The organism is Runella zeae DSM 19591 (genome assembly GCF_000423565.1).
GTDB classification, from domain to species: Bacteria; Bacteroidota; Bacteroidia; order Cytophagales; family Spirosomataceae; genus Runella; species Runella zeae.
This window is the reverse complement of sequence record NZ_AUIF01000003.1, coordinates 297863-314030: the sequence shown is the minus strand read 5'-3', so window position 1 is coordinate 314030 and position 16168 is coordinate 297863. Positions and strand designations below refer to the sequence as shown.

Below are 16168 nucleotides of genomic sequence, written 5' to 3'. Positions count from 1 at the left end.
TGATAAAGTATAAAAAATGGAAAACCCAATTAAAAACGACCGTTGGACGGTACGTTTGCCGATTTTATTGAGCATTACCCTTGCCGCAGGTATTTTGCTCGGTGCTACGTTTTTTGGAGGCAGTAAAGGCATGACCGATGTAGCAAGAGGATATACCAAGTTTAAGGAAGTCCTTCAACTCATTGACAATAATTACGTAGATACTGTAAATACCGACGATTTGGTGGATTATTCTATCACCAAAATGCTCGAAAAACTTGATCCACATACTTATTATTTCAATCCTAAAGATGCAGTAGCAGCTCGTTCTCAGCTAGAAAGCGGTTTTGATGGCATTGGGATTGAATTTAATCTCTATAAAGATACAGTATACGTAGTGACACCTCTAGTGGGTGGCCCTTCGGAGGCCGTAGGTATCCAAGGCGGTGACAAAATACTGAAAGTCAACGATGAAGTTTTTACGGGAAAAAAAGTGGACAATGCCTTTATTTTTTCCAAACTACGCGGCCCAAGAGGAAGCGAAGTCAAACTGGAAATTTTGCGCCGCAGTGTGCCAAAACCTTTGGTATTTCAGCTTCGCCGCGACCGCATCCCGACTTATTCGGTGGATGCCTCTTATATGATAGACAAAGAAATCGGGTACGTGAAGGTGACTCGCTTTTCGGAATCTACTTACGATGAATTTAAAAACTCAATTACAAGCCTCAAAAGCCAAGGCATGAAAAAGTTGCTGTTGGATTTACGAGGCAACCCGGGAGGATACATGGACCGTGCTACCAACATGGTAGATGAATTATTGTCGGGTGACAAACTCATTGTTTATACCGATGGTAAAGATGACCGCTATGACCGCCAAACCAGGGCCAAAAACCTAGGCATGTTTGAGGGCGGGAGTGTCGTAGTACTCATTGATGAAGGAAGTGCTTCTGCTTCCGAAATCGTAGCTGGAGCGCTTCAAGACCACGACCGTGCCCTCATTGTAGGACGCCGCTCTTTTGGAAAAGGCTTAGTGCAAATGCCCGTCAACTTATCTGACGGCTCCGAACTTCGCCTAACTATCTCCAGGTATTATACTCCTAGTGGACGTAGTATTCAAAAACCCTATAAGTCTGGAGAGCTTGAAAGCTACGAAAAAGACCTCAAAGAGCGTTTTACGCATGGAGAGCTTTTTGTAGCAGATAGTATCAAAAACAACCCTAAGCTTCAATTCCGAACCGATGCGGGTCGTATTGTGTATGGTGGGGGCGGAATTACGCCAGACGTATTTGTACCACGCGACACGAGCATGATGACGCCTTATTTGTATGAGTTGTTTAGTAAAAATATCATACGTGACTATGCATTGAGCTATGTCAGTCAAAACAAAAAACAACTTGAAAAACAAACTTTTGCAGAGTACCTCAAAACTTTCACTGCCAAAGACAGCGATTTAGAAAGTATCGTTAGCAATGCTACGGCCGACAATATCAAATTCAACGAAAAAGAATTTAACCGCTCTAAACCTTACATTCGGATCTATCTCAAAGCGATGATTGGCCGCTATGCTTATCAGAAGAGAGATAAAAATGCGGGTCTCAACAACGAGTTTTATCAAGTAATGGCAGTACAAGATGAAGGAATTCAGAAAGCACTCACGCTATTTGACGAAGCCGAAAAGCTCGCTCATGGTAATGTAAGTTTGAAAGACGAGAAAAAATAAGCCTTTATGAGCGGAAAATCGGTCAATTACTCTCGTACTACCATCACTGAGCTGATGATACCCGCCTATGCTAATTTTGGCGGAAAAATACACGGAGGCATTTTATTATCTCTTATGGATAAAGTTGCTTATGCCTGTGCCTCCAAACACGCCGGTACCTACGTTGTAACAGTATCCGTAGAAGGTGTCAATTTTTTACAACCCATCGAAGTAGGAGAACTCGTATCTCTACATGCTTCGGTCAATTATGTAGGACGAAGTTCGATGGTGGTAGGGATTCGGGTTATTGCCGAAAACGTACGCACAGGCACCCAAAAGCACACCAACACTTCTTATTTTACGATGGTAGCCAAAGACGATGAAGGCAAGCCTACGGAAGTTCCTCCGTTGGTATTAGAAAGTAAAGAAGATAGTAGGAGATTTTTGGAAGCTATCAAGCGGCGCGAACTCAAAGCGCTGTATGCGGGAGATTTTGACAATGAAAAAGTCCGCATGAAATTAGAAGAAAATTTACACCTTCTCGAAAAAGAAAGATGTATCATAAAGTTTGAGAATGGGAAGTAGTCACTTCCCATTCTTGCATTTTTTATTTTGCATAAGCCACCGAGCGCATTTCCCGAATCACTGTCACTTTTATTTGTCCGGGGTATTGCATTTCTTTTTCTATCTTTTGAGAAATATCAAAAGATAGTTTGCCTGCGGCTTCGTCGTTTACGGCTTCCGAATTAACAATTACACGTAATTCACGTCCTGCCTGAATCGCATAGCACTTATCCACTCCAGGGAAGTTTGTAGCCAATGCTTCTAAGTCTTTCAAGCGTTGGATATAAGATTCCATCATTTCGCGACGAGCACCTGGGCGAGAACCTGAAATCGCGTCACAAACTTGGATAATGGGCGACATCATACTCGTCATTTCAATTTCATCGTGGTGCGCTCCGATGGCATTGCATACTTCTGGATTTTCTTTGTATTTTTTGGCAAGCTCCATTCCCAAAATCGCGTGCGGTAGCTCTGATTCTTCTGGCCATACTTTTCCAATATCGTGCAACAGACCCGCTCTTTTTGCCAATTTAGCATTCAATCCCAATTCAGAAGCCATAGTAGCGCAAAGCCGTGCCACTTCACGAGAGTGCTGGAGCAAATTTTGGCCATAAGAAGACCTAAAACGCATCCGCCCAATCATCTTCACAAGCTCAGGATGTAAACCATGAACCCCCAAATCAATCACCGTACGCTCACCTATTTCGACGATTTCATCGTCAATGTTTTTCTTGGTTTTGGCCACTACTTCTTCGATACGAGCAGGGTGAATACGGCCGTCTTGTACCAATCTATGCAGAGACAAACGTGCTATCTCACGGCGAACAGGATCAAATCCTGAAATCACAATTGCTTCTGGAGTATCGTCGACGATGATTTCGCAACCTGTGGCCGCTTCTAATGCACGAATGTTTCGCCCTTCACGACCAATAATCTTTCCTTTGACATCGTCGCTTTCGATATTAAAGACGGATACGGTATTTTCGATCGCATGCTCTGAGGCCGTACGCTGAATGGTCTCTATGACAATCTTTTTTGCCTCTTTAGTAGCCGTAAGCTTGGCTTCGTCGATGGTATTTTTGATAAAGGCCGAAGCTTGAGTTTGGGCATCTGCTTGAATAGCATCTATGAGTTGGGCTTTGGCTTGCTCCGCAGTAAGATTAGCAATACGCTCCAACTGCTCTACTTGGGAGCGGTGCATTTTTTCAGCTTCTTCGCGGCGCTTATTCGCCACTTCAGTTTGTTGCTCTAGGTTTTTCTTTAATGTCTCCAACTCATTCTCACGGCGCTTATTTTGCTCCGTCATTTGGTTGAGCTGTTGTTCACGCTGTTTGATTTTCTGCTCATTTTGCAGAATAATCTGCTTCTTTTTATTGGACTCATCCTCAAACTCGGCTTTGAGTTTCAAGTATTTTTCTTTGGCTTCAAGAATGCGGTCTTTTTTGATGTTTTCAGCGGTTATTTCAGCATTCTTGATGATTTCCCCCGCTCTTTGCTGGGCGTCTTCTTCCGTTTTTTTATTGGATTTTTTTAGTACAAAATAAACAATTGCTGCTCCTACAGCGGCCGAGACCGCAGCATCAAGCAAAAAAAACAATATATCCATTTTACATGTGTGTTTAATGGTTCGACATATTTCCCTTTAAACGCAGCATAGGAGATATACTTAACTGAAACGACCAAAAATCTTAAATTTGGTTTGAGGGACTGAAGTATTTTTGTAGATAGTCTAAGTGTTTAAAAACTGTTGACTGTATAACTTCTATATCATTGTCTCCTTTAAGTCGGGCTACCATTGCATCTAAGCATACCATCGCTAAGATTCTCTGAATATCGGTTTCGCCTTTCTCTGTCATTCGAACTTTTACTTGTGCATCAACTATCTTGGCTGCATCTCTCATAAAAGACTCTTCATCATCTGAATTAGCCCATACTTCATACGTTTTATCGGCTATTTTTACTTTTAGAAGTCGTCTTTTTTGTTCTTTTTCCATGAGTTGAGTCATAGCGTTTTTAGCAAAGCTATGGTTTCTTCTATGTATCGAATGTAATCGTCCAATTTGGTGTTCAGTTGCGTAATCGCGTCTGTGTTTTTCTGGTTTTTTACAATTATAGACAATTGTTTGAAATTATTTAACTTTTCTTTCAAAGAAAGTTCTTTTTCGCGCAATTGTTTATTCTCCGCTTTTAAGTTTCGGGTTTCTTGACGCAATGTTTTGAGTTCTGCCACTTGGCGGTCATACTTTTTTTCGAGCGCCTCAAAACGAATTTTTAGCTCAATATGAGCGGCTTTTTCATGACCAAAAGCAGCCTGCAAAGCCGTAATACTTCTTTCAATAAACAAGAACTGAAAATTCAGCTCATCCAGCAACCTATCATCTTCATATGTTGCTAGTTTATTTCCGGTGTACTTAGACATGCCATTTGCAAAAATCAGTGTGTATTACGTCTCCTACTCCCTACATTTATTTTCTGATAACAGCCCCCAATTCCTTTTCAAAACCCAACATTAGTTTTTGCATGGCTTTGTCAATGACTTTATCAGTCAGGGTTTGGGCTTCGTCTTGGAGTATAAAACTCACTGAGTATGATTTTTTATCAGTACCGATATTCTCTCCCTCGTACACATCAAATACGTTGATATTCGTCAACAGTTCTTTTTCGTATTTGTGGGCTGTTTGTCTAATCTGCTCAAAAGTCACTGATTTATCCAATACCAAAGATAAGTCACGACGTACTTCTGGAAATTTGGAGACTTCGGAGAAACGAACTTTATCGTTGTATTGCTTGAGCAAGTACGCCCAGTCAAAATCTGCATAAAATACAGGCTGCTTGATGTCTAGCATTTTGGTAAGCTTGCTTCTGACTTGCCCAAAACTCACCACCGGTTTTTTCTTAACAGTGTAGGTGAGGCCATACTCAAATACTGACTTATCGGTCAATTCCTGCTTCTCTACATTGTGTACCCTGAATGCATTTAAAACTAGATGCACTTGCGCTGCTAAGTCATGAAATGCTAATTTTTGATCTTTGGCTACCCAGCTTTCCGCCTGCTGATGTCCTGCCATCAATAGTACCAAATGCGACAATTCTTTGTACTTGCCTTCTACTTTGTGGTAGGTTTTGCCAAACTCACAAAGTTTCAAATCTCGTTGACGGCGATTGAGATTGTATGCCAAACTCTCCAAGCCTGAAAACACCATAGTTTGCCGCATTACCGACAAATCTTCGCTCAAGGGGTTCAATATCACTACATCTTCGCCCACAAAACTTCCTCGTACAGCATCATTGTAGATGGGCTTAGTGAGAGAGTTGGTCATGGTTTCGTTAAATCCATTGGCAGCCAACAAATTCGCAATGCGTAGTTTCTGTTTATCAGGGTCTACCAAAGGAAAACCTGACAAAAAGTTGGCAGAGAGATGGTCAGAAAGCTCAATATTATCAAATCCAAAAATCCGCAAAATCTCTTCGATAATGTCAGCTTCGCGGGTCACATCTACCCGATAAGGAGCCACCGAAGCCACAAACCCTTCTGAAGTTTCGTCTAATATCTCAATATCAAGGCTTGTTAAGATTTGCTTTATCAGCGTGCGGTCAAGGGATTTTCCAATCAAACGGTCAATATTTCGGAATTTGACTGGTACATTATTGTTAAGAATAGGATTGGGGTAAATATCCACTACTTCTGAAGCGGTCTTTCCGCCTGCTACTTCTTTAATCAGCAAAGCGGCGCGTTTGAGAGCATAGACCGGCATGTTGGGGTCGGTACCTCGCTCAAATCGGAAAGAGGCGTCTGTTTTGAGGCCGTGGAAAGTACCGGTACGTCTAATCCAGGCGGGAGAAAAGTAAGCGGCTTCCAAAAATATCCCCGTCGTATGCTCAGTCACGCCCGATTTAGTACCACCAAATACACCCCCGATACACATAGGTTCTTCGGCGTTACAAATCATCAAATCATGCTGGGAGAGTTTTCTTTCGACCCCATCAAGCGTCACAAAAGGAGTCCCCGCTTCTAAGGTTTTGACGATTACTTGATGACCACTGATTTTAGCGGCATCAAAAGCGTGCAACGGTTGTCCTAGTTCATGACAAATATAGTTTGTAATATCTACCACATTGTTGATAGGACGCACACCTACTGCCTGCAATTTTTCCTTCAACCAATCGGGAGATTCTTTGACTGTCAGCCCCTCAATCAAAATTCCGGCATAGCGAGGACAGGCTTCCGAATTTTCGACAATTACTTCCACTCCTGATGCAGAGGGGGCTTCGTTGGCTACAAACTGCTCAACGGAAGGCCATTTGATTCCCCTATTTGATACTGCCTTGAGGTCACGTGCTACGCCAAGATGCGAGGCGGCATCGGCACGGTTGGGCGTAAGGCCGATTTCGATGACATAATCGGGCAGCAATCCAAAGTATTGAGCAGCAGGAGTACCGTTGGCCAAATCAGTGTCTAACACCATAATACCCGCATGAGATGTTCCTAATCCTATTTCATCTTCAGCACATATCATCCCTTCTGAGGGCTGACCATATACCTTGCGTTTTGAAATCGTAAAAGGCTCTCCATGACTAGGATAAATAGTAGCACCTACCGTGGCTACTACTACTTTTTGGCCAGCCGCTACATTGGCGGCTCCGCATACGATGGTAGACGGCTGCTCGGTTCCAATATCAACCGTAGTCAGGTGAAGGGTTTTTTCTTTGACCGTAAAAGGCTCACAAGTAAGCACTTCTCCTATTACTATTCCATTGAGGCCACCCTGTACTTTTTCCACAGGTTCTATACCTTCTACTTCTAAGCCTGTAGCGGTCAATAGTTTCCCTACTTCTTCAGCAGACTCCTCAATATCAATCAGTTGTTTAAGCCAGTTATAAGAAATTTTCATAAAACATTCAGTCCCAATATTGATTGGGTATATTTAAAATTGTTTTAAAAGTCTAAGTCTTTTACTTAAAACTTTTAGTTTAGACTGCAAAATTAGAGGATTTTGGGGAAAGCATATAACTAGTGGTCTTCCTTATCTCGGAAATTATTCACTAGCAAACCTTATTTCTATTTATCAAAGTTTTTTTCTCCTGCTTCTATTCTCACTGGCAGGGTGTTTTCTTTGGGAGGAATCGGGCAGGCATAGCTTGGGTTGTAGGCACAATAGGGATTGTATGCCACGTTGAAGTCGATAAGCAGTTTGTTATCTTTCACATCCTCTGTTTTAAAATCAAGATAGCGTCCTCCTCCGTAAGTTTCTTCAGGTGCTGTGGCATCTCGAAACAAAATAGACAGACCTTTGTCGTGTTTATAAATCAAAAGACGGTACACATTCAAGTCTGCGGCTTCGCTTTCTCCCGGCAAGGTAAATTCCGCAAACCCATATTTTTCGTAGGTTTCTTTGCTACCATCCGTCATTGGGACCGATACCTGCTTGTCAGAAGCAGCGCTATGATAGGGAATCACTTTGGCCTCCACTTTATAAGTAGGATCTGGGGCAAAATAATGCAATCCTTTAAAATTAGATTTGTCTGCAATCGGCGAGCTATCAGAATTTCGATAAAAGTTATCTTTGTCCTTACGTTCTTTTTCTATTTGAGCAATATAATCATCGACCGAAACGGTTGTTTCTTCCCCCAAAAAAGTATATCCAATAATCCCTATGATTACCAAAAAAATAATACCTACAACAAATTTATTTTTCAACATATTGATTTTTGTTTGAAAAGAAAAACAAAAGGGTTAGAGGCTAAGTCAAAACCTAACATCTAACCCTTAATGTATAATTATTGCTACAATATGGCCTTTTCCAAAGTATTTTTTACGCCGTTGGTCATCATATCTGTAAGATATTCGGTGACGGTTTCGGCAAATCCTTCCAATTTTGTCAAATCAGCTTCCCATATTTTAGTATTGCTCAATACTGTTTGTACCAACTCCCCTACCGACTCCGTCGTAACTCCTTGCCATTTCTCATAGAAATAAGCTGCTTGTTCGTCATTAATGATATAAAAATCGTCGCCTCTTTGGCCATAATAATGCTCATTTTGTTGTTTTACGGCTTTCATAAACAACAAATAAGCCGCAAATCCAATAGCAAACAAACGAGGAGGCTTGCCAAACTGCTGATAATAACGCCGAATCGTAGTGGCATTACGAGCGTTCATTTTGGAAGTTTGCTGTAGCGTAATTCCGATGAGTTTTTGCTGAATAAACGGGTTACGATAACGATTCAGAATATCACCCGCAAACACTTTCAACTCATCCATTTGGTCATCAAAAGGCAAAGTAGGTACGATTTCGTCATATATGACGTTCTCGTAATACTTCGACATAGCAGGGTCGTTCATACACTGAAATGTAATATCAAATCCACTCAAGTACCCAAGTGGAGCCGAAGCACTGTGACTACCATTGAGAATACGAAGTTTGCGCTCACGATAGTAGGAAATATCTTCGTCAACGATGACATTGGGGTGGATTTGCTCAAACGATAATACTTTTTTAACTCGCTCATCGCCCTCAATGGCCCACAAAAGATAAGGCTCTGCAACGGTCAATAGTGAATCTTGGTAGCCTATTTTTTCTTCAAGAGCAGCATGAGTGGCAGCATCAGGCTTACCGGGTACAATCCTGTCTACCAAAGAATTACAGAACTTGACATGGTATTTCAACCATTTGTTAAACAATTTCCCTAATTCGTTGTAAGCAGAAAGCTTTTCGACACATTCGCGTAGCTTGAGGCCATTATCAGTAATAAGCTCCGTAGGAACTACTACGACTCCTTTGTCTTTTTTGCCGCCATATGTGCGAAAGCGCTCATACAAAAACGCCGTCAGCTTGGCAGGGAAAGATTGAGGAGGGCTTTGGAAGATATTTTCTTCAACGTATTGAATACCTACTTCTGTGGTATTAGAAATAATCACTTCTAGATGTGGATTACGAGCTACCTGAAGAATACTTTGCCAATTGTCTTGGGCCGAAATCACCCTACTGACCGCCGTAACCGTCGTAGCTTCATCGATAGTATTTCCTTCTCCGTCGACACCCCGCACACAAACCGTGTAAAGACCATCTTGGGCAGCAAAATCATCGGCTGAACCAGCAGTAGATTTCACAACTACAATACGCCCGTTAAAAATATGCTGCTTGTTGGCTTGGTCTATAAGATAGTCACACAGACCTCTAAGCAATACTCCTGTACCAAATTGAAGTACTTTTACTGGTAGGTCAAAAGTAAATTGATTTTCGCTATCAACGATTTGTTTGGAAAGTTGAGGCATGATTATCTGGAATATTTGTATTGTTTGGTGAGTCAAAAATGTTTGTATTGGCAAACCTAATAAATTTTACGCAAAACTTATCTTTGTGACGGCGAAAGCCTCTAAAACTCTAATGGTTTTTTTCACTTTTTGACATTTAATCTAAAAGTATTGGTAAAGAAAAACCTGCTTTTTAAAAAAAATAAAAAATGGCCAATTTTATTATTTACGACGATTCCAGCATACGTCCTTGGTTATTACCTTTTACTTTTACTCGTCCTGTCTCTGAAATTCGGTGTGGGATTTGGACATTGACCCAAAAATGGCAGCATTTTCTGAAAGCGAGACCTTCATTCTTGACTGAGTCTTATCTTCAACCCAAATTCCCACTCCTTACCACCGACGACAATGTATTTTTGAACGGTGCTGTCTGCGCCACCAAATCCATTGCCAAAGCTGTTGGGAGTCTTAATGAAGGCGAAGCATTGATAGGAAATGATTTGATAATTGCCTACCGCTCGCCTTATGAGGTTGTAGATCCTAAAAATGAATTAAAACTTATTTCTTTTATTGAGTCTTTTACGGTTATTCGGCGAGTATGGGACATTTATGGTGAAAATGGTGCTCAAATCAAAGCCGATTTTGAGGCAATCACGCACAATCGTACAAGCCAGCCCATTGACGACCCTTATACTTACTGCTATGCCCCTCATCAAATTTTTGTAGAAGAAGGGGCAAACATTCGTGCTTCGGTTTTAAACGCTCAAAATGGGCCGATTTACATTGGCAAAAACGCCACCATTCACGAAGGAAGCGTCATCGTGGGGCCTTTTTCACTTGGCAATAATGCTACTGTCAACTGGGGGGCTAAAATGCGGATGAATACAAGCATTGGGCCTTATTGCAAAATAGGGGGAGAAGTGAGCAATTCGGTGCTATTTGGTTGTAGCAATAAAGGTCATGACGGGTTTCTGGGCAATTCGGTCTTGGGAGAATGGTGTAATTTGGGGGCAAATTGCAATAACTCTAACCTCAAAAACGATTATACTAACGTAAAGCTCTATAGCTATGCTACGCACACCCTCGAAGATTCCAATCGCCTTTTTTGTGGGTTATTTATGGGGGATTTCACCAAAGCCGGCATCAGCACTATGTTTAATACTGGCACGGTAGTAGGAGTCAATGTCAATGTATTTGGGGCAGGCTTCCAGCCCAAACATATTCCTTCTTTTTCTTGGGGGGGTGCCGCAGAGGGTTTTACAGAATACCGCCTCGAAAAAGCGCTCCAAGTGGTTGAAGAAACCATCAGCAGAAAAGGGGAACCTTTTACAGAAAGTGATCAAGAAATCTTAAAACACGTGTTTGAAATCACACGTCCATAAAACGAAAGCTATGGCATCATCGACCTTTCAATTCCTATCTTCATCCTACCTAAACCATACAATAAAGTTCATGGTAATTGTGGTACTAGGGATGATGTATCATGACGGACATACCCAAAATGATACACTGTGGCTTAGGGGAAAGGTGGAGAATCTATCACTCAGGCTTTATCGTCGTGCGCCTGAAGTGGTAGTATCTAGAACCAATATTTTACGCCCCAATCGAGTGATTGTAAAAGTGGCCCCACTTCAACCAGACGGAAGTTTTGAATTAAAAATCCCTTTAGTTTATCCAATTGAAGAATGTAATCTTTCGTATGCCAGCATGAGTATACCTTTCCTAGCCACCAAAGGAAAGAGTAATGTCAAAATCAATGGCGATTCGCTTGACAAAGCCAAGTCCCCTGTTCTTTTTGAAGGTGCGCTCGCCAATATCAATAATCAACACACGCGGTTTTGGACAGCCTTCAATAATTGGCTTATTACTAATCCTGAAAAAAAAGAGAGTACAGACAATATCAATCGTTTTTGGGAAGCCCTCACTACCGAACGAGAGCGCCGCACAGCTTATTTTAGTTCTTTTTTCCCCCAACCTGAGCCTTTACTAAGTCAGTGGGTTCTTTCATCTTTCAACGATATTGTGGTAGCTAGGTTTTATGATAAGCTGCTCCAAACCGATGCCCCTTTTCCCGCTTCTTTCAGCAGTCTTGTCGCCTTAGATACCACCCAAATCCTCACTTTTTCTAAAGCGAATAGTTATGATAAATTTATACAGCATACGGTTAATACTACCCCTACCCCCAAAGAATCGACCCTGCCGGTGAAGGTACTGTCTGCCCTTATTTTAGAAAATATTCCCAATCTTAGTGAAGAGGAAAAAGAACGCCTCTCTTCATTTACAGAAAATGGCGTCGCCAAAATGCGTGATATTAATTTTTTAAATACACTTTTTGAACGAAGAAAAGACATCATGCAACCCTTGAGTATTTTTGAAACCTACCTCAAAAAATACGCAAGCGTGGCCTCTCCCAAAGAACTTGATTACATCCAAGCCAACTTTTATGCCCGCTATATCAATAGCGCCATGCCACAAACCATGGAACTTTGGTATCATCATATACGTCCCAAGATTTCGAATCAACTATATAAAATATCCTTAGACGAATTGCACCATAACGAAAACTTAGATTCTACCCTTATCAACAAAACCTACCGCCAACTTAGCGGAAATACACAAATCAATATAAATGAGGCCCTAGAACCTATTTCGGGGGTGTATCTCCACCAAAATGCCGTCGCTGACGGAAATGTAGTTTGGGAAAAAATTAAAAGACATTATCGCGGCACACCTTTTTACGTCATTTTTTGGACCAACGACGAACTTGGCCTCCAAAGTTTGGAAGAGGCCCGACTCCTTAGAAATTTATATTCTGAAAAAGAATTGCCTTTTGTCTACCTCTGCGAACAAGACTCAGGAGAAGACTTATGGGTGCAATCCGTAATTAAAAACAAAAACAGAGGCTTGCACATCAAACTAACTGAAGAGCAAAACGATTTTTTTGTGAATTCGTGGGAAATCACCCGTGTACCTCATAGTGTGCTTGTAGACGCTACAGGCAAATACATCAGCCGCGACGCACCCTTACCGAGCGACCAAAAAGGCTGGGAAAAGATTCACAATAAAATTTGGCGCTAAACTTCTTTGACAGTAAACTTAGGCTGGAGAATAGGGTATAAAACCACCGATAGTAAAATCACCAAAGCTCCCACATAAAATCCCGTAGTCATACGCTCGTGCAGAATGAAATAGGCCAAAATTATCCCGTATACAGGCTCTAAATTGATCGTAAGATTGAGCGTAAAGGGGGAGATTTTGCGCAGCAAATGAACCCCTGCCGAGTAAGCATATATCGTACATACCAATGCCAATATACCAATCCAGAGCCAATCAGAAGGAAGAGGGAGAAGCTCGCGTGAGGTAAAACCTCCACCCAACGACATTCCCATGATACCAATAAGCATGGCAAGCGTGGCGCCGTTCATTTCATAAAATGTAATCAAAAGAGCATTATGCCGCGTGACTAAACGACTGTTGGCAATGGTAAAAAGAGCGGCCAAAAATGCCGAAACAAGTGCCAAGCTCAATCCCAACGACTGGTCAAATTCAAATCTAAAAATAAGATAAAGCCCTGCTATCACTACTAAGCTCAACAATACTTCCAACGGCCGCACTCTTTTGCGATTGAAAAGAGGTTCCAGCAAAGACGTAAAAAGAGAAGTAGTAGACATCCCCGCCAAACACACCGAAGCACTAGACACATGGGCAGACAAAAAAAATGTAAGCCAATGTAAACCCATAATCACCCCTACGCCAAGCATCGCCCAACGGTCCTGAGTAGATACTTTTTTCCATTCTTTCCAAAGCCACAATACTATCGCCAGTCCAATTGCCGCTAAAAGAGTGCGAAAAAAAGTCAGGCTTAATCGTGAAAGAAGGGGATTCACTAGCTTGCCCAATATCGCCGTCCCCCCCCAAATAAGTACCAGAAAGTGTAAGTGTAAATAATCTCCTAATGTAGGCTTAGGTGTATTGCTCATGAAAGTTATATTTGGAAGAAACAAAAGTAAAAGTTTAGGAGCAAATTTCCCTAACTGTGGGGAGTTCTCCTTATTTTTGTGCGGTGTTTGGGTGCCCTATATTTTTGTTTTATCACAAATTTTGAAGGCTTAATAGGGAATTTCGTGCAAAACGAAGACTGTCCCCGCAACTGTGAGTTTCGTCGAAAGTCGCTCTCTTGCTTCTATATACCACTGACGATTGGACCGTCGGGAAGGTACCGAGCGATGAAACAAGTCAGGAGACCTGCCCAAAACATTTTTTTATCGCCACGTACGGAGGATGCGTAGCCTAACCACATTCCAAATTTATGAAACAAACATTCAATCCCCGAGTTCTGACACTATTGTGTTTTATTTTAGCTATTGCGTTGATTCGTATTTTAAACGTTGTCCAACCTTCTCCTATTTCTAATTTTACGCCTATCGGTGCAATGGGACTGTTTGGAGGAGCCTATTTTAGTTCTCGCTGGAAAGCCTTCACGTTTCCTCTTTTAGCACTCTTGGTAAGTGACCTTGTCATCAATGCGGCGGTGTATCGCGGTCAGTATGGTCTTATGTATGATGGCTGGTATTGGGTTTATGGTATTTTTGCTTTGATTGTGGTGTATGGCAAAGTGTTATTAAACAAAATCAATATCAAAAATCTGCTCCTTGCCTCAGTAGTTGTAGCCCTATCGCACTGGGTCTTGTCTGATTTTAGTGTATGGCTCGCAGGGGGTACAGATCTTCGGACGGGCTTACCACTCAGTCGTGATTGGTCGGGCTTGATACAAAGCTTGGCTCAAGGTTTTCCTTTTATGCGCAATTTTTTAGCAGGCACTATTGCCTACAGTGCTATTTTATTTGGAGGCTTTGAGCTGCTACAGCGCCGTTTTCCTCAACTTGCTTTGGGTAAATAATGACAAAGGCTTTCATGAATTGGTCGGGCGGAAAAGACTCCGCCCTGTCTCTTTATCATATTCTACAAAATCATACTTATGATGTAAAGTATTTGCTGACATCTGTCAATGATACCTTAGGACGTGTATCAATGCACGGCGTCCGCGAAGATTTACTAAACTTACAAGCCCAGCGCATAGGGCTTCCACTCATTACATTGCGCCTGCCCGAGACTTCCTCTATGGAAGAGTATAACCTTCGGATGAGCGATACCCTTCGCCCCTTAGCAGAGGAAGGCATCAGTCATTCTATTTTTGGCGATATTTTCTTAGAAGATTTGCGCCACTACCGTGAAAATCAGCTTGCAAAAGTAGGAATGCAGGGTGTTTTTCCTATTTGGAAGCGAGACTCATACGAGTTATTGGCCGAGTTTTGGGACTTGGGGTTCCAGACCATAGTAGTGAGCGTCAATGGTAGTTTACTAGACGCTTCTTTCTGTGGGCAAATCCTCAATCAAGATTTCGTTAAGAATCTTCCAAAAGGAGTAGATGTATGCGGCGAAAATGGCGAGTTTCATACCTTTGTGTTTCAAGCTCCTTATTTTTCCAAATCCATTGATTTCCAAAAAGGCGAAACCGTCGAGAAAACATATCAATACAAAAACGCATCAGGCGAATCTCTTCAGTCTACTTATTTTTTTACTGATTTGATACCTACTATACCATGACTCATTCTACTATTACAAAAGGCACTGTCCGCCAGATATACCATACTCCGCTTTTGGAACTTATTTATCAAGCAGCTACAGTACATCGTCAACATCATGACCCGCAAGAAGTTCAAGTCTGTACACTACTTTCTATCAAAACAGGCGGATGCCCCGAGGATTGCGCTTATTGTCCACAAGCGGCTCGCTACCAAACAAATGTACAAGCTCATAAGCTGATGGAAATAAACGAAGTACTGAGTGCCGCCCAAAGAGCTAAAGATACTGGAAGTACACGTTTTTGTATGGGAGCAGCTTGGCGCGAAGTGCGCGACAACCGCGATTTTGACCGGGTGCTGGAAATGGTAAAAGGGGTTAATAAAATCGGTTTAGAAGTATGCTGCACATTGGGAATGTTGAGCGAGTCTCAAGCTCAAAAATTAAAAGATGCAGGTCTGTATGCCTATAATCACAATCTTGACACGAGTGAGGAGTTTTATGGAGATGTGATTTCGACACGCACCTACGATGACCGGCTCGACACCCTGCATCACGTTCAAAAAGCTGGAATTTCGGCTTGCTCGGGCGGTATCATCGGAATGGGAGAAAGCGACGAAGACCGCATCGGAATGCTCTACACCTTGGCTTCTCTTCCTACTCCTCCCGAATCCGTACCTGTCAATGCGCTGGTGGCGGTAGAAGGTACTCCTCTGGAAAATCAAAAGCGTGTTTCGGTCTGGGAAATGATACGAATGATAGCCACTGCTCGTATTTTAATCCCCCAAGCCATGGTCAGACTTTCGGCGGGAAGAGTCAGCATGAGTGCTGAAGAGCAAGCGCTGTGCTTTCTAGCGGGAGCCAATTCTATTTTTGCTGGCGAGAAACTGCTAACTACCCCAAATCCTGATATCGATGCCGATGCGGAATTGTTCCAAACCTTAAATATCAAACCTCGGCCTGCGTTTAAAGAACAGGCTCTTTCTGTGGTCTAAAGAGTTAAAAAAGAGACTTTCCCAAACGGCTTTCAGTTTTCCTAATTTCCTTTTTTATTAGGTGAGGCTACATAAAATCCATTACTTTTGTACT

At 42.0% G+C, this 16168-nt stretch carries 14 protein-coding genes and 1 riboswitch; of the genes, 7 read left to right on the top strand and 7 right to left on the bottom strand.

Features of this window, described 5'->3' with window-relative positions; genetic code table 11:
* Nucleotides 1-16 precede the first annotated feature (16 nt).
* Nucleotides 17-1699 carry a S41 family peptidase gene (locus tag G563_RS0101415; RefSeq protein ID WP_028663723.1) on the top strand — a complete coding sequence of 561 codons (1683 nt, stop codon included), beginning with the start codon at nucleotides 17-19 and terminating at the stop codon, nucleotides 1697-1699.
* A 6-nt stretch (nucleotides 1700-1705) separates the two neighbouring features.
* Complete coding sequence (locus G563_RS0101410; RefSeq protein WP_028663722.1) at nucleotides 1706-2263, top strand: acyl-CoA thioesterase; 558 nt, start codon at nucleotides 1706-1708, stop codon at nucleotides 2261-2263.
* A 22-nt stretch (nucleotides 2264-2285) separates the two neighbouring features.
* On the opposite strand, the gene rny is transcribed toward G563_RS0101410, so the two are convergent.
* The 6 genes from rny to G563_RS0101380 all read right to left on the bottom strand — a co-directional run bounded on the left by rny (nucleotide 2286) and on the right by G563_RS0101380 (nucleotide 9517).
* Entirely contained in the window at nucleotides 2286-3848 is a 1563-nt protein-coding gene (gene rny, locus G563_RS0101405; RefSeq protein WP_028663721.1) for a ribonuclease Y, read from the bottom strand.
* 82 nt (nucleotides 3849-3930) lie between these two features.
* Nucleotides 3931-4236 carry a cell division protein ZapA gene (locus G563_RS0101400; RefSeq protein ID WP_169579703.1) on the bottom strand — a complete coding sequence of 102 codons (306 nt, stop codon included), beginning with the start codon at nucleotides 4234-4236 and terminating at the stop codon, nucleotides 3931-3933.
* An 8-nt stretch (nucleotides 4237-4244) separates the two neighbouring features.
* The gene (locus G563_RS0101395; protein WP_028663719.1) at nucleotides 4245-4661 is read right to left on the bottom strand and encodes a hypothetical protein; all 417 of its coding nucleotides are present in this window, start codon (nucleotides 4659-4661) and stop codon (nucleotides 4245-4247) included.
* Nucleotides 4662-4707: 46 nt separating this feature from the next.
* Entirely contained in the window at nucleotides 4708-7134 is a 2427-nt protein-coding gene (gene pheT, locus G563_RS0101390; protein ID WP_028663718.1) for a phenylalanine--tRNA ligase subunit beta, read from the bottom strand.
* Between the two features lie 167 nt (nucleotides 7135-7301).
* Complete coding sequence (locus G563_RS0101385; protein ID WP_028663717.1) at nucleotides 7302-7943, bottom strand: DUF1684 domain-containing protein; 642 nt, start codon at nucleotides 7941-7943, stop codon at nucleotides 7302-7304.
* Between the two features lie 83 nt (nucleotides 7944-8026).
* Complete coding sequence (locus G563_RS0101380) at nucleotides 8027-9517, bottom strand: tagaturonate reductase (RefSeq protein ID WP_028663716.1); 1491 nt, start codon at nucleotides 9515-9517, stop codon at nucleotides 8027-8029.
* Nucleotides 9518-9705: 188 nt separating this feature from the next.
* Here G563_RS0101380 and G563_RS0101375 point away from each other — a divergent pair, with 188 nt between their 5' ends.
* Nucleotides 9706-10878: a putative sugar nucleotidyl transferase gene (locus G563_RS0101375; protein WP_028663715.1), complete on the top strand. Its 1173-nt coding sequence runs from the start codon at nucleotides 9706-9708 to the stop codon at nucleotides 10876-10878.
* A gap of 70 nt (nucleotides 10879-10948) precedes the next feature.
* The gene (locus tag G563_RS0101370) at nucleotides 10949-12574 is read left to right on the top strand and encodes a TlpA family protein disulfide reductase (protein ID WP_028663714.1); all 1626 of its coding nucleotides are present in this window, start codon (nucleotides 10949-10951) and stop codon (nucleotides 12572-12574) included.
* Here the strand turns inward: G563_RS0101370 and G563_RS0101365 are convergent.
* Entirely contained in the window at nucleotides 12571-13476 is a 906-nt protein-coding gene (locus tag G563_RS0101365) for a DMT family transporter (RefSeq protein WP_028663713.1), read from the bottom strand. The two genes, G563_RS0101370 and G563_RS0101365, sit on opposite strands and share 4 nt — an antisense overlap.
* Nucleotides 13477-13548: 72 nt before the next feature.
* A riboswitch (cobalamin riboswitch) is annotated at nucleotides 13549-13763 on the top strand.
* A gap of 42 nt (nucleotides 13764-13805) precedes the next feature.
* Between G563_RS0101365 and G563_RS0101360 the strand changes: the two genes are divergently transcribed.
* From G563_RS0101360 to bioB, 3 genes are read left to right on the top strand one after another with little or no spacing between them, the layout of a single operon-like run.
* Nucleotides 13806-14396, top strand: a complete 591-nt coding sequence (locus G563_RS0101360) for a DUF6580 family putative transport protein (protein WP_028663712.1) — start codon at nucleotides 13806-13808, stop codon at nucleotides 14394-14396.
* Nucleotides 14396-15103, top strand: coding sequence for a Dph6-related ATP pyrophosphatase (locus G563_RS0101355; protein WP_028663711.1), 708 nt, complete (start codon nucleotides 14396-14398; stop codon nucleotides 15101-15103). The genes G563_RS0101360 and G563_RS0101355 overlap by 1 nt, the downstream gene beginning before the upstream one ends.
* Nucleotides 15100-16074: a biotin synthase BioB gene (bioB, locus tag G563_RS0101350; protein WP_028663710.1), complete on the top strand. Its 975-nt coding sequence runs from the start codon at nucleotides 15100-15102 to the stop codon at nucleotides 16072-16074. Before G563_RS0101355 ends, bioB begins: the two co-directional genes overlap by 4 nt.
* Nucleotides 16075-16168: the final 94 nt, after the last annotated feature.

Bases quoted from the DNA above. Each gene is read 5' to 3' on its own strand.
- G563_RS0101415 (WP_028663723.1), top strand. From the start codon at position 17: ATGGAAAACCCAATTAAAAACGACCGTTGGACGGTACGTTTGCCGATT.
- G563_RS0101410 (WP_028663722.1), top strand. From the start codon at position 1,706: ATGAGCGGAAAATCGGTCAATTACTCTCGTACTACCATCACTGAGCTG.
- rny (WP_028663721.1), bottom strand. From the start codon at position 3,848: ATGGATATATTGTTTTTTTTGCTTGATGCTGCGGTCTCGGCCGCTGTA.
- G563_RS0101400 (WP_169579703.1), bottom strand. From the start codon at position 4,236: ATGGAAAAAGAACAAAAAAGACGACTTCTAAAAGTAAAAATAGCCGAT.
- G563_RS0101395 (WP_028663719.1), bottom strand. From the start codon at position 4,661: ATGTCTAAGTACACCGGAAATAAACTAGCAACATATGAAGATGATAGG.
- pheT (WP_028663718.1), bottom strand. From the start codon at position 7,134: ATGAAAATTTCTTATAACTGGCTTAAACAACTGATTGATATTGAGGAG.
- G563_RS0101385 (WP_028663717.1), bottom strand. From the start codon at position 7,943: ATGTTGAAAAATAAATTTGTTGTAGGTATTATTTTTTTGGTAATCATA.
- G563_RS0101380 (WP_028663716.1), bottom strand. From the start codon at position 9,517: ATGCCTCAACTTTCCAAACAAATCGTTGATAGCGAAAATCAATTTACT.
- G563_RS0101375 (WP_028663715.1), top strand. From the start codon at position 9,706: ATGGCCAATTTTATTATTTACGACGATTCCAGCATACGTCCTTGGTTA.
- G563_RS0101370 (WP_028663714.1), top strand. From the start codon at position 10,949: ATGGTAATTGTGGTACTAGGGATGATGTATCATGACGGACATACCCAA.
- G563_RS0101365 (WP_028663713.1), bottom strand. From the start codon at position 13,476: ATGAGCAATACACCTAAGCCTACATTAGGAGATTATTTACACTTACAC.
- G563_RS0101360 (WP_028663712.1), top strand. From the start codon at position 13,806: ATGAAACAAACATTCAATCCCCGAGTTCTGACACTATTGTGTTTTATT.
- G563_RS0101355 (WP_028663711.1), top strand. From the start codon at position 14,396: ATGACAAAGGCTTTCATGAATTGGTCGGGCGGAAAAGACTCCGCCCTG.
- bioB (WP_028663710.1), top strand. From the start codon at position 15,100: ATGACTCATTCTACTATTACAAAAGGCACTGTCCGCCAGATATACCAT.